At 44.1% G+C, this 22,765-nt stretch carries 22 protein-coding genes; 19 read left to right on the plus strand and 3 right to left on the minus strand.

The genetic code is table 11. The features are described from left to right. Nucleotides 1-6: 6 nt before the first annotated feature. The 9 genes from ACXAEY_RS02895 to murQ all read left to right on the plus strand — a co-directional run bounded on the left by ACXAEY_RS02895 (nucleotide 7) and on the right by murQ (nucleotide 10,366). Entirely contained in the window at nucleotides 7-2,088 is a 2,082-nt protein-coding gene (locus ACXAEY_RS02895; protein ID WP_474810387.1) for a glycoside hydrolase family 3 N-terminal domain-containing protein, read from the plus strand. Nucleotides 2,089-2,136: 48 nt separating this feature from the next. Further along, on the plus strand, nucleotides 2,137-3,414 hold the full coding sequence (locus tag ACXAEY_RS02900; protein ID WP_474810389.1) for an exo-beta-N-acetylmuramidase NamZ family protein: 1,278 nt from the start codon (nucleotides 2,137-2,139) through the stop codon (nucleotides 3,412-3,414). Between the two features lie 147 nt (nucleotides 3,415-3,561). Further along, on the plus strand, nucleotides 3,562-4,413 hold the full coding sequence (locus tag ACXAEY_RS02905) for a MurR/RpiR family transcriptional regulator (RefSeq protein ID WP_474810391.1): 852 nt from the start codon (nucleotides 3,562-3,564) through the stop codon (nucleotides 4,411-4,413). Next, on the plus strand, nucleotides 4,406-5,422 hold the full coding sequence (locus ACXAEY_RS02910) for a serine hydrolase domain-containing protein (RefSeq protein ID WP_474810392.1): 1,017 nt from the start codon (nucleotides 4,406-4,408) through the stop codon (nucleotides 5,420-5,422). Before ACXAEY_RS02905 ends, ACXAEY_RS02910 begins: the two co-directional genes overlap by 8 nt. A gap of 4 nt (nucleotides 5,423-5,426) precedes the next feature. Then, on the plus strand, nucleotides 5,427-6,686 hold the full coding sequence (locus ACXAEY_RS02915) for an ABC transporter substrate-binding protein (RefSeq protein WP_474810393.1): 1,260 nt from the start codon (nucleotides 5,427-5,429) through the stop codon (nucleotides 6,684-6,686). A gap of 19 nt (nucleotides 6,687-6,705) precedes the next feature. Continuing rightward, nucleotides 6,706-7,656 (plus strand): carbohydrate ABC transporter permease, encoded by a 951-nt coding sequence (locus ACXAEY_RS02920; RefSeq protein WP_474810395.1) that lies wholly within the window; start codon nucleotides 6,706-6,708, stop codon nucleotides 7,654-7,656. A 10-nt stretch (nucleotides 7,657-7,666) separates the two neighbouring features. After that, nucleotides 7,667-8,491, plus strand: coding sequence for a carbohydrate ABC transporter permease (locus tag ACXAEY_RS02925; protein ID WP_270180190.1), 825 nt, complete (start codon nucleotides 7,667-7,669; stop codon nucleotides 8,489-8,491). Then, nucleotides 8,478-9,440, plus strand: a complete 963-nt coding sequence (locus ACXAEY_RS02930) for an N-acetylglucosamine kinase (RefSeq protein WP_474810397.1) — start codon at nucleotides 8,478-8,480, stop codon at nucleotides 9,438-9,440. Before ACXAEY_RS02925 ends, ACXAEY_RS02930 begins: the two co-directional genes overlap by 14 nt. 29 nt (nucleotides 9,441-9,469) lie before the next feature. Further along, nucleotides 9,470-10,366, plus strand: coding sequence for an N-acetylmuramic acid 6-phosphate etherase (murQ, locus tag ACXAEY_RS02935; protein WP_474810399.1), 897 nt, complete (start codon nucleotides 9,470-9,472; stop codon nucleotides 10,364-10,366). A gap of 72 nt (nucleotides 10,367-10,438) precedes the next feature. Here murQ and ACXAEY_RS02940 read toward each other — a convergent pair whose 3' ends face one another. Continuing rightward, nucleotides 10,439-10,585 carry a BH0509 family protein gene (locus ACXAEY_RS02940; RefSeq protein WP_270180185.1) on the minus strand — a complete coding sequence of 49 codons (147 nt, stop codon included), beginning with the start codon at nucleotides 10,583-10,585 and terminating at the stop codon, nucleotides 10,439-10,441. Nucleotides 10,586-10,896: 311 nt separating this feature from the next. On the opposite strand from ACXAEY_RS02940, the gene ACXAEY_RS02945 reads away from it, so the two are divergent. Beyond that, nucleotides 10,897-11,334 carry an HIT family protein gene (locus tag ACXAEY_RS02945; protein WP_474810401.1) on the plus strand — a complete coding sequence of 146 codons (438 nt, stop codon included), beginning with the start codon at nucleotides 10,897-10,899 and terminating at the stop codon, nucleotides 11,332-11,334. Between the two features lie 63 nt (nucleotides 11,335-11,397). On the opposite strand, the gene ACXAEY_RS02950 is transcribed toward ACXAEY_RS02945, so the two are convergent. Continuing rightward, a complete protein-coding gene (locus ACXAEY_RS02950; protein WP_270180183.1) occupies nucleotides 11,398-11,883 on the minus strand; it encodes a hypothetical protein in 486 nt (161 codons plus the stop codon). A gap of 205 nt (nucleotides 11,884-12,088) precedes the next feature. Next, nucleotides 12,089-13,231, minus strand: a complete 1,143-nt coding sequence (locus ACXAEY_RS02955; RefSeq protein WP_474810403.1) for an amidohydrolase — start codon at nucleotides 13,229-13,231, stop codon at nucleotides 12,089-12,091. Nucleotides 13,232-13,434: 203 nt separating this feature from the next. Here ACXAEY_RS02955 and ACXAEY_RS02960 point away from each other — a divergent pair, with 203 nt between their 5' ends. The 9 genes from ACXAEY_RS02960 to ACXAEY_RS03000 all read left to right on the plus strand — a co-directional run bounded on the left by ACXAEY_RS02960 (nucleotide 13,435) and on the right by ACXAEY_RS03000 (nucleotide 22,759). Next, entirely contained in the window at nucleotides 13,435-13,893 is a 459-nt protein-coding gene (locus ACXAEY_RS02960; RefSeq protein ID WP_474810405.1) for an Lrp/AsnC family transcriptional regulator, read from the plus strand. Nucleotides 13,894-13,956: 63 nt separating this feature from the next. Then, entirely contained in the window at nucleotides 13,957-14,814 is an 858-nt protein-coding gene (locus tag ACXAEY_RS02965; RefSeq protein ID WP_474810407.1) for a M55 family metallopeptidase, read from the plus strand. Nucleotides 14,815-14,836: 22 nt separating this feature from the next. After that, on the plus strand, nucleotides 14,837-15,763 hold the full coding sequence (locus ACXAEY_RS02970; RefSeq protein WP_270180179.1) for an ABC transporter permease: 927 nt from the start codon (nucleotides 14,837-14,839) through the stop codon (nucleotides 15,761-15,763). A gap of 1 nt (nucleotide 15,764) precedes the next feature. Beyond that, complete coding sequence (locus ACXAEY_RS02975) at nucleotides 15,765-16,709, plus strand: ABC transporter permease (protein WP_270180178.1); 945 nt, start codon at nucleotides 15,765-15,767, stop codon at nucleotides 16,707-16,709. Nucleotides 16,710-16,722: 13 nt separating this feature from the next. Beyond that, nucleotides 16,723-17,748: an ABC transporter ATP-binding protein gene (locus ACXAEY_RS02980; RefSeq protein WP_474810410.1), complete on the plus strand. Its 1,026-nt coding sequence runs from the start codon at nucleotides 16,723-16,725 to the stop codon at nucleotides 17,746-17,748. After that, nucleotides 17,745-18,737, plus strand: coding sequence for an ABC transporter ATP-binding protein (locus tag ACXAEY_RS02985; protein WP_474810411.1), 993 nt, complete (start codon nucleotides 17,745-17,747; stop codon nucleotides 18,735-18,737). The genes ACXAEY_RS02980 and ACXAEY_RS02985 overlap by 4 nt, the downstream gene beginning before the upstream one ends. Beyond that, complete coding sequence (locus ACXAEY_RS02990) at nucleotides 18,718-20,316, plus strand: peptide ABC transporter substrate-binding protein (protein ID WP_474810413.1); 1,599 nt, start codon at nucleotides 18,718-18,720, stop codon at nucleotides 20,314-20,316. Before ACXAEY_RS02985 ends, ACXAEY_RS02990 begins: the two co-directional genes overlap by 20 nt. Nucleotides 20,317-20,373: 57 nt before the next feature. After that, nucleotides 20,374-20,742 carry a DUF3899 domain-containing protein gene (locus tag ACXAEY_RS02995; protein WP_474810414.1) on the plus strand — a complete coding sequence of 123 codons (369 nt, stop codon included), beginning with the start codon at nucleotides 20,374-20,376 and terminating at the stop codon, nucleotides 20,740-20,742. Nucleotides 20,743-20,764: 22 nt separating this feature from the next. Then, nucleotides 20,765-22,759 (plus strand): S9 family peptidase, encoded by a 1,995-nt coding sequence (locus tag ACXAEY_RS03000; protein ID WP_474810415.1) that lies wholly within the window; start codon nucleotides 20,765-20,767, stop codon nucleotides 22,757-22,759. The last annotated feature ends 6 nt before the right edge of the window (nucleotides 22,760-22,765 follow it).

A 22,765-nucleotide genomic window follows, 5' to 3' on the forward strand; every position in this document is an offset into this window, starting at 1 on the left:
GAAGTCATGCCTAGGAAATTAAAGCGAAACTTCATTTTTTTATTAGCATTCGCATTGATCGTGTCGCAAGGCTGGATGAATCCTAGTGACGCTCAAGCAAAGAAGGATGAAGGACAGACCGATTTGATCATTATGCAAAATGTTCCTGAAGTAGAAACAAACGTTGAAGGGAAGACAATTCAGTTAGGTGCTCTTCACATTTATGACGACGGTCATTTTATGAAAACATCAGACGAGCTCACGTGGCACTCTTCAAATAAAAATGTGGCGTCTGTTGATAAGACTGGAAAGGTGACGCTGAAGGATCATCCTGGTCGCACGTTTATTTACGTTTCAGATGGTAACGATCGCGATCGCATTGCCATTCATGGTTCGAAGTCTCCGAAGCTAATCAAAGAAAAAGGAATGAAGTACGACATTATCCAACATGCCATCAATAAGATGCCGCTAGAAGAAAAGGTCGGTCAGATGTTGATGCCGGATTATCGAAAATGGAACGGTGAAAATGTGACGGAAATGCTGCCTGAGATCGAGCAGCAGGTGAAGGACTATCATCTTGGTGGAGTCATTTTGTTTCGAGAAAACGTTGTAACGACAGAGCAAACAGCTAAGCTCGTATCTGATTACCAGGAAGCGTCTGAGAAATATGGATTGTTGATGACGATCGACCAGGAAGGTGGAATCGTAACGCGCCTTCAATCTGGCACTGATATGCCAGGAAACATGGCTCTCGGCGCAGCACGATCTGAAGAAGTGACACAGGATGTTGGGCGCGTAATCGGTGAGGAACTTGCTTCTCTTGGCATTAACATGAACCTAGCTCCAGTGCTCGATGTGAACAATAATCCTGACAACCCTGTAATAGGCGTACGTTCATATGGCGAAGATCCAGAGCTTGTTGCGGACCAAGGGATCGCTTATATAAAAGGACTACAGGAAACTGGAGTGGCAGCAACAGCAAAGCATTTTCCTGGTCACGGGGACACAGCGGTAGACTCTCATCTCGGATTGCCTGAAGTTCCTCATGACAAGGAGCGTCTAAAGAAGGTAGAGCTTTATCCGTTTCAGCAGGCGATGGAAGCAGGAATCGATGCCGTTATGACCGCACACGTAACATTTCCGAAAATCGATGACACAAAAGTGATATCCAAAAAAGACGGTGAAGAGATCTCATTGCCAGCTACGTTATCCCAAAAAGTGTTGACTGGACTGATGCGTGAAGAGATGGGTCATGAAGGCGTCATCATCACAGATGCGATGAACATGGGTGCGATCGTTGAACATTTTGGTGCTGTCGATGCTGCAGTTCGTACTGTGAAAGCAGGCACCGATATCGTGTTGATGCCGGTTGGCTTACCTGAAGTGGCTGATGGGTTACTAGAAGCAGTTCGATCTAGGGAAATTTCTAATGAAAGAATCGAAGCGTCTGTCGAACGAATTTTAACATTGAAAGTAAATAGAGGGATCATTAAATCAGAGGATCCTGAAAACGTCGATAAAAAAATTCAAAAAGCTAAAGAAACGGTTGGATCAGATGCGCACAAAGCTGTTGAAAAAACTGCCGCAGAAAAATCCATCACACTTATTAAGAATGAAAACGTCCTTCCTCTTACAAAACAAAGTGACGAAAACGTTGTCGTGTTGGGGAGAAGCTTTATTGATTCTCTAGGAGAGGCAGTTAAAAAGCATCAGCCAAATGCTACGGTAATCAGCCTCAATTCGAATTACGAATTAACAGAAGAACAGCGTGAAGTCGTTGAATCGGCTGATAAGATCATTGTCGGGACGTATACGTACAGTGTTGGAACTCGTTCAGAAGACCATCCACAAATGAAACTGGTCAGTCACTTGATGGAAACAACAGAAGCAGAACTAATTGGGGTTGGAATACGTAATCCATATGACATCATGGCTTATCCTGAGATCGATAGTTACCTTGCACAATACGGTTTCAGAACAGCGAGTTTTGAAGCGACGGCTGCAGCCATCTTTGGTGAGTACACACCTTCAGGAAAGCTTCCTGTTACGATTCCAGGAGCGAATGAAAATGACGTTCTCTATCCATTTGGCCACGGTTTAACATACTAAACTAATCTGAGAGAGCCTTCCGCTCTCTCCCGGGGAGGAGTTTTACGTATGAAAAAATGGTTTGTCATGCTTTTGATGTCTGTTCTTGTTATGTCTAGTATTTCGGTTGCCTTAGCTGATAGCGAGGGTAAAGGAAATAAACATGGCCATCATAAAAAGAAGCACAACGATTTTAAACTTGGAGTAGAAGTGCTTCTAGATGAAGAAAAAGATTTGATCGAAGGGAAAAACGTTGGCTTGATCACGAATCCAACTGGAGTCGATCAAGAGTTGACTAGCATCGTCGATCGTCTTCATAATGACACAGACGTGAACCTTACTGCTCTTTATGGACCTGAGCACGGGGTGCGAGGAAGTGCGCAGGCCGGCGAATACGTAGAATTTTACACGGATGAGCAGACTGGACTCCCTGTTTATAGCCTATATGGAAAGACTCGAAAACCCACTCCAGAAATGCTAGAAGGCATCGATGTATTGCTTTTTGACATTCAAGATGTGGGGACTCGCTTCTATACGTACATCTATACGATGGCGTATGCGATGGAAGCAGCAGAAGAAAATAACATTGAATTTATTGTTCTCGACCGTCCTAATCCTCTTGGCGGTGAAGCGGTTGAAGGACCGGTTTTAAACGATGACTATTCTTCTTTCGTAGGCAAATATGAAATTCCACTTCGTCACGGTATGACGGTCGGAGAACTTGCGAAACTATTCAACAATGAGTTTGGCATCGGCGCAGATTTAACTGTCGTTGAAATGGAAGGCTGGGACCGGGATATGTACTATGATGATACAGAACTCGAGTGGGTACTGCCATCGCCTAATATGCCGACGTTAGACACAGCACTCGTCTACCCAGGAGCGGCATTGATTGAAGGAACAAACGTATCGGAAGGACGCGGAACAACAAAGCCATTTGAGCTGATCGGAGCACCTTTTATTCAATCAACAGAACTCGCTTCTGAATTAAACCGTCTCGATTTACCGGGAGTAGAGTTTAGAGCGGCGTCCTTTACACCTTCTTTCTCGAAGCACGCTGGAAACCTATCACACGGGGTTCAACTTCATGTTACGGATAAAGAAGAATTTAAACCGGTTATTACTGGTATGAGCCTCGTTAAAACGATTCACGATTTATACCCTGAAGAGTTTGAGTTCAGAGCAGAAAACAGCAGCGGCATTTCATTCTTCGACTTACTTGTTGGGAATGGATGGATACGTGAAGCGATCGAGCAAGGAGAAAGTGTAGAAGAGATGCAGGAGAAATGGGAAGATGATCTGAAGGATTTTAAAAAAGTTAGAAAGAATTATTTACTGTATAAATAACGTAGAAAGGCACTCGCAGCAAGCACTTGCGGGTGCTTTTTCTTGTGATTTGTAATAAAACTTCATAAAAAGTAGTTGAATAATAAATAAAACTTGATACACTAGAATAAACTTATTAGAAAATTCGATCAAAAAGGAGGGTGAATGATGAACGGGGGATTAATCAGTATTCAAGAATCGATGGCCTCACTTAAACCTTCAGAACGAAAAGTAGCAGAATATATTGTTAATCGCCCAGAGGAAGTGATTAATCTTTCCATTCAAAAACTTGCACATCGGACTGAAGTTAGTGAAGCGACGATCATTCGGCTTTCTAGAACACTAAACTACAAGGGATTTCAGGAATTAAAGCTGCGCATCGCTGGTGATCTTGCTACGAAGCACAGCAGTAACTCTTATCAAGAAATCTCAATCGACGGTACTGTCGATTCTTTCATCGCGAATATATCGAACAATAACATCCAATCCATCAATGATACCCTTTCAGTATTATCACGTGACGAGGTGGAGAAGGCGATCGAAGTGCTTGGAAAAGCAAGGAAGATCGCGTTATACGGCATTGGAGCATCAGGACTGATCGCACAAGATTTTAAACAAAAGCTTTCTCGTATCAATCGCTGGTGTGAAGCCGCAACCGACTATGATACACAAGGAACGATCAGCGCGAACCTTAGTGAAGAAGATGTGGTATTCGGTATTTCTTATTCCGGTCAAACCAACGATATTATTCAGTCATTGTCGATTGCAAAAGAAAATGGTGCGACTGTCATTACGCTTACGAAGTATGGAACGAATCCTGTGTCTCAACTTGCTGATATCAAACTTTTTACGAGCTCACTTGAAAAGAGCATTCGAAGCGGTGCGATGAGCTCACGCATTTCGCAACTCAATGTGATCGACATCCTTTATGTTGGTCTTACAAGCCGGAGCTATAGCGATAGTGTCGCTGCACTCGAGCGAACTCGGAAAGCGTTAGAGGATGCAAAGAAGCATGTTTGATCAGTATCTCCAACAGCTGATCGACAATGGTGAACTGCCAGGCGCCACGTTACACGTTCAGCATCACGGTAGAACCGTTTTTCACAAAGCTTATGGAACCTACCATGACCGTCAAAACAACTTATCTACTATCACGAAAACCACACAATTCGATGTCGCTTCTCTGACAAAAGTCATGGCGACACTACCTTCAATTCTTTGGCTGTTAGACAACAGTTCACTAAAACTAGACCATTCCATCCAGACTTACATACCAGAGTTCAAACACAAAGAAGTAACAATTTCACACGCCCTTACTCACACAAGCGGACTTGCCGCTGATCTTAAACGTATGACCAGAAGCGAGTGGCGTCCGGTATTTGAAGAAATCACTGCACTCTCTCTTCTTCATAAGCCGGGTGAAAAAGTCCTTTATAGCGATTCAGGCATGATTTTGCTTGGAAAAGTAATTGAAAGAATAAGCGGATTATCGCTCTCAACATTCGCAGATACGTATCTGTATCGTCCGTGGGGGTTAGAGTCCACTGGCTTTCATCCTACAGATCAAACTAATATTGCATCTACAGAAACGTACGGTGGCTCTTACATTCAGGGAGTCGTTCATGATGAAAAAGCCTTACACCTAGGTGGAGAAAGCGGAAGCGCTGGACTGTTTTCAACTTCAAATGATGTTGGGAAATTCGGTAGTCTATTTCTTTATCCAGAGCGGCAAACTGTGCTATCAGAGAAGAGAATACGACAAGCTCAGAAACATGTAGTAGGTAACAGAGGGTTAGGATTTGAAGTGTGGAGCGGGAAAGGAGCCAACCTTTCGTGTGGAGGGAGGTGGTCGATCGGGAGCTTCGGCCATACCGGTTTTACAGGAACAAGTTTATGGATTGATCCAGTCGAAGAACTCGTCGTCACGTTTTTGACGAACATCGTTCACTATGGAAGAAAACATAATATGAAGGTAATTCGACCTCATCTACATTCCTTGATTCATTCAACTTTTATTAAGGGGGAGTAATGGTATGAAGAAAATGAAAGCGTTTGTATTCTTGGCGATCATCCTAGTCATTTCGGCTTGCAGCAGCTCGAACACAGGTAGTGAAAGCGGCGGTGAGGACGGGACAACGTTAACGATCGGCAGTTGGAGAACGGAAGACAAAGCAAGCTATGAAAAGGTGATTGAGAAATTTAACGAAGAGTACCCCGATATTACCGTTGAATTTAACCCTTCTAAAAATACGGAGTATAACACGATTCTAAACACGGCTCTCCAAAGCGGTGAAGGTCCAGACATCATCCACCTTCGTCCGTATGCGCCCGGAATTGAGCTAGCTGATGCAGGGTATCTCGAACCGCTTGATGGATTAGAAGGACTCGATCAGTATCCAGAAGAAACACTTGCTGCTTCAAAAGGAACGGACGATAAGCAGTATGGCGTACCTTTAAATATCAGTACAACGCAAATGTTTTACAATAAGAAGATTTTCGAAGAGCTAGGTCTTGAAGAGCCACAAACGTGGGAAGAGTTTATGACGCTGAATAAGACGTTGCAAGATGAAGGCTACACGCCTATTTCTCTTGGAACGAAGGAAGGATGGCTCCTATCACTTTCCCACGGTATTATTGGCCCGGCACACTACGGGGCGAACGAATTTGTTGACAATGTAACGGCTGGTGAGACCGACTTCTCAAGTGAAGAGTTCAACCGTTCGATCGAAGCGATGGATGAATTGAAGCAATTTTTCCCTGAAAACTATGAAGGTCTTGGAATGGAAGATATTCGTACGATGTTCTTTACTGGAGACGCTGCGATGTTCCCATTAGGAAGCTGGGAAATCGAAGTGCTTCGTGAAATGAATCCTGACCTTGAGCTAGGCTTCTTCCCGATGCCATCTGCCGTTGGAAAGGAACCGACCATCACAACATGGGTAGACGGATCTTATGCTATCAATGCGAACTCAGAAAACACAGACGCCGCAAAGAAATTCCTTCAATTTATGACGACAGAGGAATTCGGTGAAATGTTCACAGAAGAATTTAAGATGATCAGTGCCATTCCTGGTATTTCATCTGACGATCAGCTTGTGAACGACCTTGGAAAAGCTGTAGAAGAGAGATCGACGCCTTATATGATGCTCGTTCATTTTGCTGGAGGAAACCCTTCTACAAAATCAGTTATTGAAACTGAACTTCAAGGCATGTATTTAGGTGAGCGGTCACCTGAAGAAGTTGCAAATGCTGTTCAAGATAGCGCGAAGTCTTGGTATGAACCTTTAAAATAATCGATAAGGGGCGGAGAATATGAAGCCAGCAATGCATACACCTGTGACGATAAAAAAGCAACGGAACTGGAAAAGGTGGACCATTCACCTTTTCCCTATTCCCGCCTTGATTATTTATGGATTGTTTATTGTGTATCCTTTGTTTGCAGCACTTACATACAGTTTCTTCGATTGGAACGGGATCGTGAGGGGAGAATTCGTAGGGTTTAAGAACTTTAAGGACCTCTTCACGCTTCAACCGTTTTCAGACTTGTTTTGGAATGCGTTTGGTCACAACATCCTGTATTTTGTCCTTCAAATGATTTTTCAAAACGGTCTTGCTTTCATTCTTGCTTATATCATTTATAAAAGAGTGCGAGGTTCTGAGTTTCTAAAAATCGCGTACTTCTTACCACGCCTTCTTTCCGTCATCGTAGTAGGTTTTCTTTGGAAGCTGATCCTCAATCCGAACTATGGTGCGTTGAATGTCGTATTAGAAAAAGTAGGTCTTGAACACCTGCAGAAGGCATGGCTCGGAGACCCCGATACGGCGCTCATTTCAATCATTCTCGTGAACTGCTGGTATGGACTTGGCTTTGGAGTCCTAATCTTTCTTGCCGGTTTTCAATCGATTCCGAAAGAGCTTTTCGAGGCAGGAAAGCTTGATGGGGCAAGTGGTTTTGCGATGATTCGACGAATCGTCTTACCGCTCATGGTACCTTCGATCATGATTATGACGGTGTTAACGTTCATTCAGTCGTTTGAAGCGTTTGAACTCGTCTACGCGATGCAAGGGTCACAAGGAGAACCTTACCACTCTACGGATACGCTCGCCGTTTATTTTTATCGACTGGCATTTGGAGGTTCGGCAGGCGGTTCTACTACTGCGGTCGGTCTAGGCTCAGCACTCGCGGTCGTATTATTTATTTTCATCGCGTTCTTTACGGCACTGTACCTGAAGTATATGCAGAAAAGACAAGTGGATCTATAGGAGGGATATGATGAATCATACAATCTGGACAAAGCCGTTTTACTATGTTTTTGCTTTTTTAGTCGCATCGATCAGCATCTATCCGATTCTATTGATGATCCTCTCTTCTTTTAAGTCGAGTTCTGAAATCTTTACAAATCCGCTCTCGTTACCTGAGACGTTCACGCTCGATACGTATAAAAGTTTACTAGACCAAGTTCCTTTCATGACATATTTCATGAACAGTGTTCTCGTTAGTGTTGTTTCCGTGACGCTCATACTCGTGACATCGTCTCTTGCAGCATTTTATATCGCCCGTTTTACGTTTGTATGGAACAACATGATTTTCTTTTTCTTCCTTATGGGAATGATGCTTCCGATCAAGCTTGGAATCGTCCCATTGTTTATCTTGATGAAAGATTTGCAGCTATTAAACTCACTATGGTCATTGATCTTCATGTATGTTGCAACGGGGATTCCGCTATCCGTTCTTATATTGACAGGTTTCTTCCGAACAATGCCTCGCGAGCTTGAAGAAGCTGCGAGAATTGATGGCGCTGGAAACCTTCGCATTCTATGGAACGTCGTCTTACCTCTTATGAGACCAGCACTAGGAACTGTGATGATCATTCAATTCATCCAATCATGGAACGACTTCTTCTTTCCGTTGATCTTCATTACGGATGATTTAAAAAGAACAATTCCAGTCGGTATGCTTTCCCTTTTCGGAGAGTATTCTGCAGATTGGGGGGCGCTATTCGCCGGTCTCACCCTTGCTTCACTGCCGATGATCGTCCTCTTCTTCATTGCTTCAAAACAATTTATGGAGGGACTCACCCAAGGTGCGATCAAATAAAACGTATGTTATCGGAATTGATGGTGGTGGAACGAAAACGGAAGCCTTGCTATGCAATGAAGACGGAACGATCGTAGCGAAAAGTCGTTCAGGATCAACGAATATCAAATCTCGTTCTGAAGAAGAAGTTCGTAAGGAAATACAGCAGGTGATCGAACCGCTAACTCGTAACCTTGTAAAGAGTGATGTAGACGTGATCTATGTTTCAGCAGCTGGAGGAGACAGAGCAGAAGATCAGAAGCGCTGGAAGAAGTGGCTTCTTGAAAGTTTACCAGAATTCAATGGAACGATAATGGTGACAAACGATGCCTACGGGGCACTTGCTAGCGGAACATATTCTATGGAAGGAACTGTCCTCATCGCAGGGACCGGATCGATCGCCTACTCGATCACTCGTGGTCAGCCACCTGTACGTGCTGGAGGCTGGGGATACTTATTCGGAGATGATGGAAGTGGGTATGCGATCGGACGACAAGCGCTGAAAGTAGTTTCCGAGATGCATGACGGCATACGAGAAAAAGATGAGCGGTTTATTGAGGGAATATTATCGTCATTAGCGTTGAACGATGTTCGAGACATCATTACTAGTATTTATGAAGACACCTATCCGCGATTGAAAATCGCGTCACTTGCAGCGTACGTTATAAAGCTAGGAAACAAACGGAATCATACTGCGTTATTTATTCTTGAGGATGCTTGTGATAGTTTAAGGAAATTAGTAGAAGCTGTGCATGATGCAGAAGCGATCGTACTAAGTGGAGGCTTGTTTCAATCAGGTCTATTCAGGAAGATGTTCGAAAGAAACGTGCAATGTAACGGTCTGAACCACCGTTTGGTCGTTCCAGATCTATCCCCTGCATCGGGAGCATGTATTTGTGCTTTCCTAACAAATGGGGCACTGACTCAACAAATGAAAAAAAATCTAACGTCGTCCTATCATTCGATGTGAGGACAGCTATACCTGATGGAGGTACAGATATGACGGATGTGAACAACTTGAATACAGAAATGCGAAATACAAAATCAGAACAACTTCATCAATTCTCGACGTTAGAGATCATCGAATTGATGAATGAAGAAGATCACAGTGTACCTTCAGTGGTGAAGAAGGCTTTGCCCCAGATCGAGAAGGTCATCGATCGGGCTGTCGAGGTGATGGAGAACGGTGGCAGACTGTTTTATTTTGGAGCCGGTACAAGCGGGCGTCTTGGAGTCCTTGATGCTTCTGAATGCCCGCCCACCTTTGGTGTCTCGCATGATCTAGTGAACGGTATCATCGCAGGCGGTGATCGTGCACTTCGAATCCCGATCGAAGGTGCCGAAGATAGTGCTGAAACAGGAGCGGAAGATGTTCACAAACATGTGACGAAAAAGGATATGGTGATCGGAATCGCCTCAAGTGGAAGAACGCCATATGTTTTAGGAGCTGTTCATGCTGCGACGAAACTCGGGATACCGACAGCGGGTCTCGCATGTAATACAGGTTCCCTTTTAGCACAAAACGTGATCTACCCGATCGAAGTCCCAGTTGGACCTGAAGTGGTCACAGGTTCCACGCGCTTGAAGGCAGGAACAGCCCAAAAGATGGTTTTGAATATGATCACCACAGCATCGATGATCAAGCTTGGAAAAGTCTATCGAAACCTGATGATCAATGTGCAAGCTTCAAACGAGAAGCTTCGTAAACGAGCGGTGTCGATTATTCAAGAGATCACAGGGGTCGATGAGGAAGAAGCATGTAGAGCGAGTGAAAAGGCAGGCGGCGATGTGAGGGTTGCGATCGTGATGCTGCTGTTGAAGGTAGACGTTGAAGAAGCGAAGGCAGTGCTAGAAAAAAAGAATGATAACTTTGTTGATGTGATGAGAGAGTTATAATAGAGTGGGTGAAGTACGTGCCTGAACAAGCAAAAATTAAAGCGCCCTGCATTCGTGCAGGGCGCTTTGTCTTTACATCAATTCCATCGGTGATTCATCGAAATAGAGCCAGTGGAAGTATTCGATTTCTGCATCGGACATTTTCAGAACGTCGTCCCTATTCATTGTCGTTTTCGTCGTCAAACGTTCAATAAATTGGTTTCTTGCTTTCTGGCTCATTGTAAATCCTCCTTGTATGGTTAAGCGTCTGTAACCGCTTTCAATTTGTTACTATTATTATATATCTCAAAATGAGATCATTACAATACCGTTTTGAGATATATCGTATATAACCGATGTGTAATTGTGATTAAAGTGAGGGAGCGTTCAGGAAATTTCCTCTAAAACAAGATCGTATGTTCGTATTTATAGTAAAAAAGTCTTGGGGTGGAAGGTCACGTGCTTACATGCAAAAAAACATGCCTAGCTTGAAGACGAATGATAAAATAAATCTATGAAAATTTCCAAAACAAACTAGAGGAAGTGGTCGATTGAATTGCTTAGGATGTCGTTTAGCCAACAAACGTGAACCCGTTCACGTTGTGTATGAAAATGAATACTTAACTTGTTTTCTAGATCATGAACCTTTCAATGAAGGTCACGTTATGATCTTGCCAAAATCCCACTTTCACGATGTAGAGGAGTTTGATGATAAAACGGCAACCGAAGTGATGAAGGCATCGATTCTTTTGTCAAAAGCGATCAAGAAAGTGTATGCTCCCGACGGAATAACGATTTGTCAAAACGGTGGACTATTTAACGAGTTGACGCATTATCATATGCATCTCGTGCCTAGGTATGAAGGTCAGGCATTCTCCACCTTCTACATAGAAGACGGAGAAGTTTGTATCGAGGATGATACGAAGCTTACCGAAACAAAACAAAAGTTGAGCACCGCGATTGTTGAACTAGTCGAAAGTCATGTTTAGGCGGGAGGAGGGAGCGGCATCCTTCCCCCTTCATGCAAACCTGTTTAGTGCTTTGCCGTTCACTCATTCTTTTTCATACTCTGGGAATTGACCGTATCGAAAGAGTTCATATACGATCCTTCCATTGCTCGGCTGCCCATCTGGATAATAAATTGGCAATAGATCGAACAGTACAAAGTAAAAGGCGTAATAAATGAATTGTTTACCGAATTCCTTCATGTCGAGCCATCCAAATGAAAGCGCAAAATTCACAATTAGCGCAACGGCGATGTTCGCAACGATTGGAGAAGCATAAACAAGGATCTGTGCCCAGTTTTCTTTATACCGTAAATTATCGTAGCTGCACCAGCTATACATAAAGTAATATTTGCGAAATTCAAATATACCTATGTTGAAGATTCGGGGTCCGCATCCGATTACGACCTTCGAGTTTTTAGCGCCTAGAAAGTAGCTAGTTAATAAGTAGCCGCCTTCTCTAATGATTGAAACCATAGGTAGAATAATAAAAGCAGATAGTAATAATTTGAGAAAATCACTAATTCCAAACATAACGTCGTTCCTTTTCTTGATATTTTGGGGATTAAAAAAAGCCAAAAAGAACCAGGGGTCTCCTAGTCCTCTTTGGCTTATGTCTAGCTCTAATTGTCCAGCTCATTTCCACCAATTATGCGACTATACAGTAAACGTAAGCATTATTCTTATTAGGTATATACCCGCCTTTTTCAACCTTAAACGTTATGTTGAAATATTTTTCTTAACTTTCTCGATGATAGACGATTTCCCCATTTACATACGTTGCTTCAACTTCATTCCTCGTATCGAAAGGATCACCGCTCCATATGACCAAATCTGCATCTTTTCCTTCTTCTAATGATCCAACCCTATCTGCTACACCTAAATGCTTGGCAGCCTGTAAGGTGATGGACTTCCATGCATCTGACGGATCCATCCCATGCTTGACTGCGAGTACAGCGCTTTGAAGCAAGTTTTCGATTCCTACGACAGGGTGATCTGTCGTTATTGACACTGGTACCCCTGCATCTGCAAGGATTCCAGCAGTGTGCCAGCCTTTATCAGCAAGCTCAATTTTACTCCTTGTTGAAAGGGTAGGACCTACTGCAACCGGAGCATTCGATGCTGCTACGAACTCACTGATCTTGTGTCCTTCAGTGCAATGTTCGATCGAGATGTCCAAGTCGAATTCTTTCGCAAGGCGGAGGAACGTTACGATGTCATCTGCTCGATGTGCATGCGCACGAATCGGGATTTCTTTTCTTAACACTTTTGCTAAGTTTTCTAAACCAAGGTCAATCTTTTCGTTTTCTTCATTTCGAACCACATAATCCTTTGCTTTAAGCAACTCCTGTCGAAACATAGAAGCGATCGCCATTCTTGTGATAGGAGCGTTCCCCTTATGTCCATGGATTCGTTTCGGGTTTTCACCGAATGCTGCTTTCATTCCGGAAGGTTCCCGAATGATCATGTGATCGACGATCGTACCTGCCGTTTTCAACGTAACCATCTCACCACCGATTACATTCGCACTTCCCGGAAGCACTTGCACCGTTGTGACACCAGCCCGTCTTGCGTCTTCAAAGCCTTTGTCAGCAGGGTTTATCCCGTCTAGCGCTCGCACTTCTGGTGTCAGTGGACTGCTCGTTTCATTAAAATCGTGCCCTTCTGCTCCAATACCTTCCTCATGAACACCGAGATGAGTATGCACATCGATTAAACCTGGTGAGATTACTTTTCCTTTCGCATCCACCACTTCAATGTTGCTAGAATCAGTGACGAAGTCCCCAACTTGTCTAATGATCTTTCCTTCGATGAGCAAGTTCGCATCTTCAAGTACCTCTCCATTACCGACCACGATTGTTGCGTGTTTAAATAACTTCATTTGCTCGAACCCCTTTTGTTAAAAATTATATTTTTTTCCAAAATCCTCTTGAAATTAATTATTAGAATATTTATACTGTTCTTTAAATTACTAATTCACATACTAAAACATAAAAACAGTATTGTAAATAGTCGTATTATATTATAATTAGGTCTAAATACGTGAGTAATTATAACTATTACGACTGAAAGGCGGAATTTTTTTTGAGTAGAATTGGTAACGAACTAATCGATGACCTCGATCGAAGCATTATTAAATTTTTATCTAAAAATGGGAGGATGTCCTTTACTGAAATCGCAAACCAGTTGAATGTAACCGAAAAGACGGTTCGAACAAGGTACAACAATATGGTGGAAAACAACATTCTGGAAGTTGTTGGAGTGATCAACCCAATTACTTTAGGCATAAAAATGGGAGCCATCATTCAGTTAAAGGTTGTTCCTCAACACATCGATGAGGTAATTGAGGAGCTAAGAACCATTCGTGTTGTTCGCTTCATTACGACCATCTCTGGGGAATACCCTTTGCTTGCGCAAATCAACGTTCGGGATTATGAGGAAATCAATGAAACGGTGAGGGAAGTTCATGCGATTCCAAATGTTACAGCTACGAATGTAATGGTTCAGATGGATGTGTTCAAGAATACGTTTGAGTACTTATAAAAAAGGGCTTCTGCTCTTTTTTTATATAAATTTGTGTCTGAATATTTAAATAACTAGTAGGGGATGATCACATTGAAAATTTTCATTTCGGCAGATATGGAAGGGATTTCTGGTGTTGCAACTAACGTTCAGCTGAAAAAGGAGAGCGAATATCAGCGTTTTCGTAAGCTGATGACGTTAGATGTGAACGCGGCGATCGAAGGGGCGTTCAACGGAGGAGCAACAGAAGTTGTCGTCGCAGATGGTCACGGGAATATGTCGAACATCATCGTTGAAGACCTAGATGAACGAGCAAGGTTGGTTTCAGGTAACAACCGTGTCATGTGCCAGCTGCAAGGACTGGATGATTCGTTTGATGGCGTCATGTTCGTCGGTCACCACGGACGCGAAGCAGGAGCGAATGAGACCGTCATCAGCCATACGCTCGCAGGAATTTGTGTTGGAGAGATGAAAATCAACGACAAAGTGGTAGGAGAGACCGAACTAAATTCTGGTGTCGCAGGAGCTTTTGGTGTACCTCCGATCTTTATCTCAGGAGATGATGCATATGTAGCAGAAGTAAAAGAAACCTTCCCTGACATTGAAGCTGCAATTGTGAAAACTGGAATCGATCGATTTGCAGCAGAATTGATCCCTCCTGTTAGGGCGAGGCGCTTGATTCGCGAACGAGCTGAGGTTGCAGTCAGTGAAGCGAAGAGCAAAAAACCTTACGTAGTAGAGGGGCCGATCACATTTGAGATCGAGTTCAAAGGGCCACAGCAAGCGTTGATGACAACGACCATCCCAACGGTTGAGAAGATAGGTCCAAAGACGGTTCGCTTCACTTGCGATGATTACGTAACAGCGTACAAGCAGATGTGGGGGCTCGTGATTATTGCGATGACGGCAACAAACGGGGTGTTAGGTTCAGTGAATACATAACCATTTGAAGGAGGGAGCATCATTGTACATTTTTAAACGGATTCTCACGATGATTTTAACCATTTGGGTAATCACCACTCTTACCTTCATCATCATGCACTCGATACCAGGGGATCCGTTCGCTTCAGATGCGGACGTGCTCCCTGAAGAAGTTCTTGAAAACATGCGGGCGAAGTTTAACCTGGACGAGCCATTGCCTGTTCAGTACGTTTTATATTTAAAAAATCTTGTTCAGTTTGACCTCGGACCTTCGATTCAATCCGAGACGAGAGATGTGAACACGTTGATCTCAGATGGTTTTCCCGCATCTGCTATTCTTGGACTTCAATCATTGGTGATCGCGCTTGTTTTTGGACTCCTTCTCGGTATCATTGCTGCTTTAAATCATAATGGCATGCTTGATTATGCTGCGATGGCATTTGCGATTTTAGGAATTTCAATTCCAAGCTTCATCTTAGCTCCGCTGCTGATCAATTATTTTGCGGTGAAGTGGGGCATGTTCCCAGTCGCATCCTGGGGAACTTGGCAGCACACAATTCTGCCTTCGGTCGCTTTAGCAACGGCGCCGCTTGCAATCGTCGCCCGGTTTATGAGGTCGAGTATGTTAGACGTTATGAATCAGAACTATATCAAGACTGCTGATGCGAAAGGTCTTGCGATTACAGGAATCGTCATCAAGCACGGTGTTCGTAACGCGCTCATTCCTGTCATCTCGTTTATCGGGCCGCTTGCGGCGTTTCTATTAACCGGAACATTTGTCATCGAGAAGATCTTCGCCATTCCCGGAATCGGAAAGTATTTTGTCGATAGTATCTTCAACCGCGATTTCCCGGTCATTCTTGGAACGACTATTTTCTTCAGTACGATATTGATCGTTACGTTGTTCCTTGTAGATATTTCATATCGCATCGTGGATCCAAGAATCAAACTTACAAGCAGGGGGGAGTAACATGGCTGAGCCAAAAAAAGATGACGTGCTATTTCGCCCTGTAGATCGAAGCAGGTTTCAGCAGGAGAAGATTGTTCGGCCAAGCATGAGTCAGTGGAAAGAAACGACGGTGAAAATCCTTCGAAATAAGCTTGCGATTCTTGGGCTAGGGCTTCTTGTGATCATTACGATCCTTGCGATTATCGGTCCTCATCTTGTCCCGTTCAACTATTCTGATCAGAACTTATCAGGAAAAAACTTGCCTCCAGGACCAGAGCACTGGTTTGGGACGGATTCGCTGGGTCGTGATATGTGGGCACGAACATGGTATGGAGCAAGAATCTCCTTAACCATTGGACTTGCGGCAGCTGTAATCGACTTGATCCTTGGGTTAATCGTCGGCGGAATTTCTGGCTATATGGCTGGTAGAGGAAAATTTGGCGACAAGGTCGATGGCTTTTTGATGAGAATCGTTGAGATTTTATACGGCATTCCATACCTTCTCGTCGTAATCTTATTACTCGTTGTGATGAAACCTGGTCTTTGGACAATCATCATCGCCCTTTCGATTACTGGATGGGTAGGAATGGCACGGATCGTGAGGGGGCAGATTCTACAGCTGAAAGAGCAGGAGTACGTTGCTGCCGCTGAAAAGCTTGGAACCCCTCATAGGAAGATCATCATGAGGCACCTGTTTCCAAACATGATCGGAATTATCATTGTAAATTTAACTTTTACGATTCCTCAAGCGATTTTCGCAGAGTCTTTCCTTAGCTTTATTGGACTTGGTGTACAGGCTCCAATCGCGAGCTGGGGAACGATGGCGAACGACGCCCTTGGCGTCATCCTTACAGGTCAATGGTGGAGACTGTTCTTCCCAGGCTTCATGATTTCATTAACGATGTTTGCGTTCAATGTGTTCGGTGATGGATTACAAGACGCGCTCGATCCTCAGTCAAAGGAATAAGGAGGCGAAATAGATGAGTCGATTACTCGATGTAAATGATTTACGCGTATCGTTTAAAACGTATGGTGGAGAAGTCAAAGCTGTACGAGGCGTTGACTTTCATATCAAACAGGGCGAAGTGCTTGCCATTGTTGGAGAAAGCGGCTGTGGAAAAAGTGTAACGGCTCAGTCGATCATGGGTCTCCTTCCAAAGAAGGTCAGCAGAATTAAAAGCGGTAGCGTAACGTTTAATGGAAAAGAACTATTAGGGTTATCCAAAAAACAGATGCAGAAGTTGAAAGGCTCTGAGATCGGTTTGATTTCACAGGATCCGATGACGTCACTTAATCCTACGATGAGAATCGGTTCTCAGATTGCAGAAACGATCAAAAAACATACCAATTATTCACGTTCTAAAATCCATGACCGAACGATCGAGCTTCTCGATTTAGTAGGCATCCCAAATCCGGAGAAGCGCTACCGTCAGTACCCACACGAATTGAGTGGAGGAATGAGACAGCGGGTGTTGATCGCGATGGCGCTCTCCTGTGAGCCAAAGCTCTTAATTGCTGATGAGCCGACAACAGCGCTGGATGTAACGATTCAAGCCCAGATTCTAGATTTATTAAAAGATATCCAAGTACGTCTCGGTACGTCGATTATGATCATCACCCATGATCTAGGGGTGGTTGCTGAAGTTGCCCAGCGTGTTGCTGTGATGTACGCGGGGGTGATCGTTGAGAGTGGGGATGTGGAAGAAATTTTCGAAACTCCGAAACACCCTTACACATGGGGATTGTTGAAGTCGGTACCGCGCTACGAGAAAGGCAAGCATGAAAAAGAGCGGCTCGTTCCGATCGAAGGGTCACCGCCAGATCTTTTTGCTCCTCCAGCAGGGTGTCCTTTCGCTGCAAGGTGTGACTATGCGATGGAAATCTGTATCGATCAGATGCCAGACCCGATCAAAACCTCAGAAACACACCAGGCACGGTGCTGGTTGAACGACACGAGGGCACCGAACGCTAATGACTTTGTTGCTGCAGGAGGGAACGATGTATGAGTGATGCACTAGTCGAAGTTCAGCAGGTGAAAAAGTATTTTAACGTAGGAAAAAATCAATCGTTAAAAGCTGTGGACGACATTTCTTTTTTCATTAAAAAAGGCGAAACGTTCGGATTAGTAGGTGAAAGCGGCAGTGGAAAATCGACGCTCGGTCGGACGATTGTGGGCCTTCACCAGGCGACTGATGGTCGTATCGTCTACAACGGACGCGATACGAATCACGTAAAAGGAAAAGAAGCCCGGGATCTTAACCGTACGATGCAAATGATCTTTCAGGATCCGGAAGCTTCTCTTAATCCACGGATGCGGGTGATGGACATTATTGCAGAAGGGATCGATGCTCATGATCTCTTGAAAGGAAAGAAACGAAAAGAACGTGTTTTTCAACTTTTAGAAAAAGTTGGATTGAGCGCTGAGCATGCAAAGCGCTATCCTCATGAATTTAGTGGGGGACAAAGGCAGCGTATCGGGATCGCGAGAGCATTAGCGGTAGAGCCTGACTTCATCGTTGCAGATGAGCCGATTTCTGCACTCGATGTGTCGATCCAGGCGCAAATTGTAAACTTGATGGAAGATTTAAAAGAAGAAGAAGGGCTGACTTATTTATTCATCGCTCACGATCTAGGGATGGTGAAGCATATCAGTGATCGGATCGGAGTGATGTATCTTGGCAACTTGATGGAGCTTACAGATAGTGATTCATTATTCGACGAGCCGCTTCATCCTTATACGCAAGCCCTACTTTCTGCCATACCTGTTCCGAATCCAAAAGAAGCGAGTGAACGAGAACGGATCATGCTTGAAGGTGATTTACCAAGTCCAATCTCACCTCCGTCTGGCTGCCGTTTTAGAACGAGGTGCCCGCATGCGATGGAAGTATGTCGTGAGATCGTGCCAGAGTGGAGAGAGGCGAAAGAAAACCATTGGGTAGCCTGTCATCTTTACACGAATGAAGGAGGAGAAACGAATGAAAAAACTGATCTATAGTCTAATCATGGTGTTAACCGTCGTTCCATTTCTTGCAGCTTGCGGTGGGGAAGACGCCTCTGGAGATGGTGAAGGCAAGCAAGAAATAACAGTGAATGCGATGAGCGAGCCGCCTTCCATGGATCCTGCTCTTGCAACAGATACGACATCAGGGTGGGTACTCGATCATTTATTCGAAGGCTTGTATCGTAAAAATAAGAGCGGTGAAATCGAGCCTGCACTCGCTGAAAAAACAGACGTGTCTGATGATGATCGCACGTACACGTTTACACTAAGAGATGCTGAATGGTCGAATGGAGATCCGATCACTGCAGGTGATTTTGAATTTGCATGGAAGCGTGTGTTGAACCCTGAAACGGGTAGCTCGTTCGCATTTTACATGTACTACATCAAAGGCGCTGAAGCTTATAACAAAGGAGAAGGTTCTGTTGAGGATGTTGGTATTACGGCAGTAGATGACAAGACGTTAGAAGTAGAACTCAACGCTCCTACTGGATTTATCGAGAGACTGCTTTCTTTCTGGACGTTTTATCCTGTGAACCAATCGGTTGTTGAAGGAAACGAAAATTGGTCCGCTGAGGCAGACTCGATCGTCAGTAACGGTGCATATCACATGACGAGCTGGAAGCATGACAACGAGCTTTCGATTGAGAAGAGCGATTCCTATTGGGATAAAGAAAGCATCAATATGGAGAAGATTACGTGGAAAATGGTTAACGATGCAACAACGTATTATCAAATGTATAAATCGGGTGAACTGGACATGATCCATACGCTGCCGATCGACGTGATTTCTTCTGAAAAAGAAAGCGAAGACTTCAAGATCACGCCATATTTCGGCACATACATGTATATGTTCAATGTCGACAAGGAGCCTTTTACAAATGAAAAAGTAAGAAAAGCCTTCGCGATGGCGATCGACCGCAAATCCATTACGGAAGATATCTCACAAGCGGGTGAAACACCAGCATACGGTTTTGTTCCTGAAGGTGTTGATACGCCAAACGGTGATTTCAGAGAACAAGGTGGGGACTATTTCGAAGAAGATTATGATAAAGCGAAGCAATTGATCGAAGAAGCAAAGCAAGAAGAGGGCTGGAGCGAACTTCCGGCAGTCGAACTGATGTACAACACTTCTGATAACCATAAGAAAATCGCAGAAGGTGTTCAGGAAATGCTGAAGCAGAACCTCGGTATTGAAGTAACACTTAACAACCAGGAATGGAAGACTTACCTTGATACTACGAAGCAAGGTAACTTCCAGATGGCACGAATGGGGTGGATCGGAGTCTATGTTGATCCGACACCTATTCTAGAATACTACCTAGGCGATAGCCCTAACAACCGTACAAACTGGGTGAACGAAGAATACGATTCGCTCATCGCGGAGTCTAAGATGGTGCAGGATGAGGAAAAGCGAATGGAACTCTTGCATAAAGCAGAGGATGTGTTGATGGAAGATATGCCGTTTATGCCTGTCTATCATTATTCTCAAAACTACTTAACTTCACAAGACTATGACGGAATCGTCTATCCAGTCAACAGGTACCCTGACCTACGCTATGCTGAAAAGAAATAATGTAATGGAGGAAGATCTGCTCAGCAGATCTTCCTTTACCTTGAAAGGGTGAGCGAGATGCGAAGGTATGGACTAGCTTTGCTAGGATCTTTTATTGTGACGATCATGTTTTGGTTTACTCAAGGCGACGCTATTCAATTTGTTAATCGTTCATTTTATTGGGGGATTATTGCGCTAACGGTTGGAACGATTTTAGTGGTGTTTAAAAGTGGCTTCCTAACTTTATTGTTCGAAGGTTTTTCTAAGATCCACCGAATGATCGTGCCACGGTCTCGCTCCATGGAACGTGTCGATGAGCAGGTGAAGAGGGACCCGACTTTTACAGATTGGAAGGAACGAGTGCTCGTAAGTGGAATTCTTATATGTTACGGAGCAGGCACCGGACTTACAGGAATGTCAGTAGCAGGTGTATTTCTATTTATTTGAAACGATGAGGAGAGGTGTTTAGATGAAAACAAAGATAGAGAAAGAGAATCTCCAGGCAACGTCACTATATGACCTGGTATTTGTAGGAGACCCTCAGCTTTCTCCTGACGGTAAAAAAGTGATCTATGTGAAGAAAAAAATTACTGAGGATCGAGAGTATGCTTCTTATCTCGTCATGATCGATCGTGAGAGTGGTGAAGAAGTGGCCTGGACATCGCCCGGGTCTCGCCATCTTGATTCTTCTCCAAGATGGTCTCCTAATGGAAAGGAAATCGCGTTTGTTTCAAACCGTTCGGGAGAAAATCAAATATGGATCATATCTGCTTTCGGAGGTGAAGCCGAACAGGTAACCTCTCTAAAAAATGGAGCAAGTCGCCCTGTTTGGAATCCTGACGGGACTGAACTTCTCGTGTTGAGTGAGAGCACTCCTAAAGGTGGAGATGAGAAGGAAGAAAAAAGAAAGAAAGCACTCGTCGTCGAAGAGCTGCATTACAAAGCAGATGGAAAAGGTTTTCTCAAGGGTAAACATACACAGGTCGTCGTAATCGATCGAAAGACTGGGGATGAAAACTGGGTGACGGATGCTGAACTGAATCACTCGGACGCTAGCTGGTCTCCTAATGGTAAACAAATTGCATACGTAAGAAGTAGACGGGAAGAGAAAGGTTCATATGTCCAATCGGATCTGTTTATTCAGAATCTTGGAGAAGGACGTGAAGCTGAGCGGCTTAATTCTGAAGGAAGTAGTTTCATAGCTCCACGATGGTCTCCAGATGGTTCATCGCTATCTTTCATTGGACATAACTTTGAGTATGAGAGTGCGACGCTGAATAAAGTTTGGACGGTTAAGATTGAATCGAAGACATTTACGTGCCTTACAGACACAATCGACCTCGAGTGTTCAGATGTTCTCATTTCAGATCTCCATTGGGGAATTGAGCCGTCTGGAGCGGTGTGGAACGAAGACGGCAAGACACTCTATTTCCTTGCGAGTGAACATGGAAACACAGGAATCTATTCCATTCATCTAGATGGCACCCTTCGACAAATAGCGGGGGGTGACAGGCACCACTACGCACTTCACGTAGCGGGTGGTGAAGCTGCGGTAGCGATCAGTGATCCGGTGAATGTTGGTGATATCTATACGCTATCCTTAGAAGGAGAAAGCTCGATAGAAAGAATCACTTCCTGTAATGAAGAGGTGTTGAGTGCGGATTCGCTTTCCACTCCACAACCGTACACCTATGAAAGCAGAGATGGACTGAATATACAGGGGTGGATCATGAAACCGACTTCCTTCGAGGAAGGGAAGCAGTATCCAACAGTTTTAGAAATTCATGGCGGTCCCCACATGATGTATGGGAATTCATTCATGCACGAATTTCAGCTTCTTGCATCAAGAGGATATGCAGTAGTCTATACGAATCCTCGCGGTAGTCAAGGATATGGTCAGGAGTTCGTGAATGGATGCCGTGGCGACTATGGTGGCGGCGACTATGACGATGTCATGGCAGGGATAGAAGCAGCTGTCGCGCAAACGAGCTTCATAGATTCTGAGAAATTGTTCGTTACAGGCGGCAGCTATGGCGGATTCATGACGAACTGGATCGTTGGCAAAACGAATGTGTTCAAGGCGGCTGTAACGCAGCGCTCGATCTCCAACTGGTTAAGCTTCTACGGAGTAAGCGACATAGGTTATTTCTTCACTAAGTGGGAAGTGGGAGCTGACCTCGATGAAGATCCAACAAAGCTATGGAATCATTCACCATTGAAATATGTTGATCAAATCAAAACACCGCTTCTTATTCTCCACAGCGAACTGGACCACCGATGCCCGATCGAGCAAGGTGAGCAGTTGTTCGTTGCGTTGAAGCACCGTGAGAAAAAGACGAAGTTTGTAAGATTTCCAGAATCAGATCATAACCTTTCAAGAAACGGACATCCTGAGTTAAGGGTAGAGCGATTGAACCATCTGATCGGCTGGTTTGATGAACACCTCGAAAGCGAGAAAAATTAATCGACA

Source organism: Anaerobacillus sp. ABA4_114, assembly GCF_056159065.1.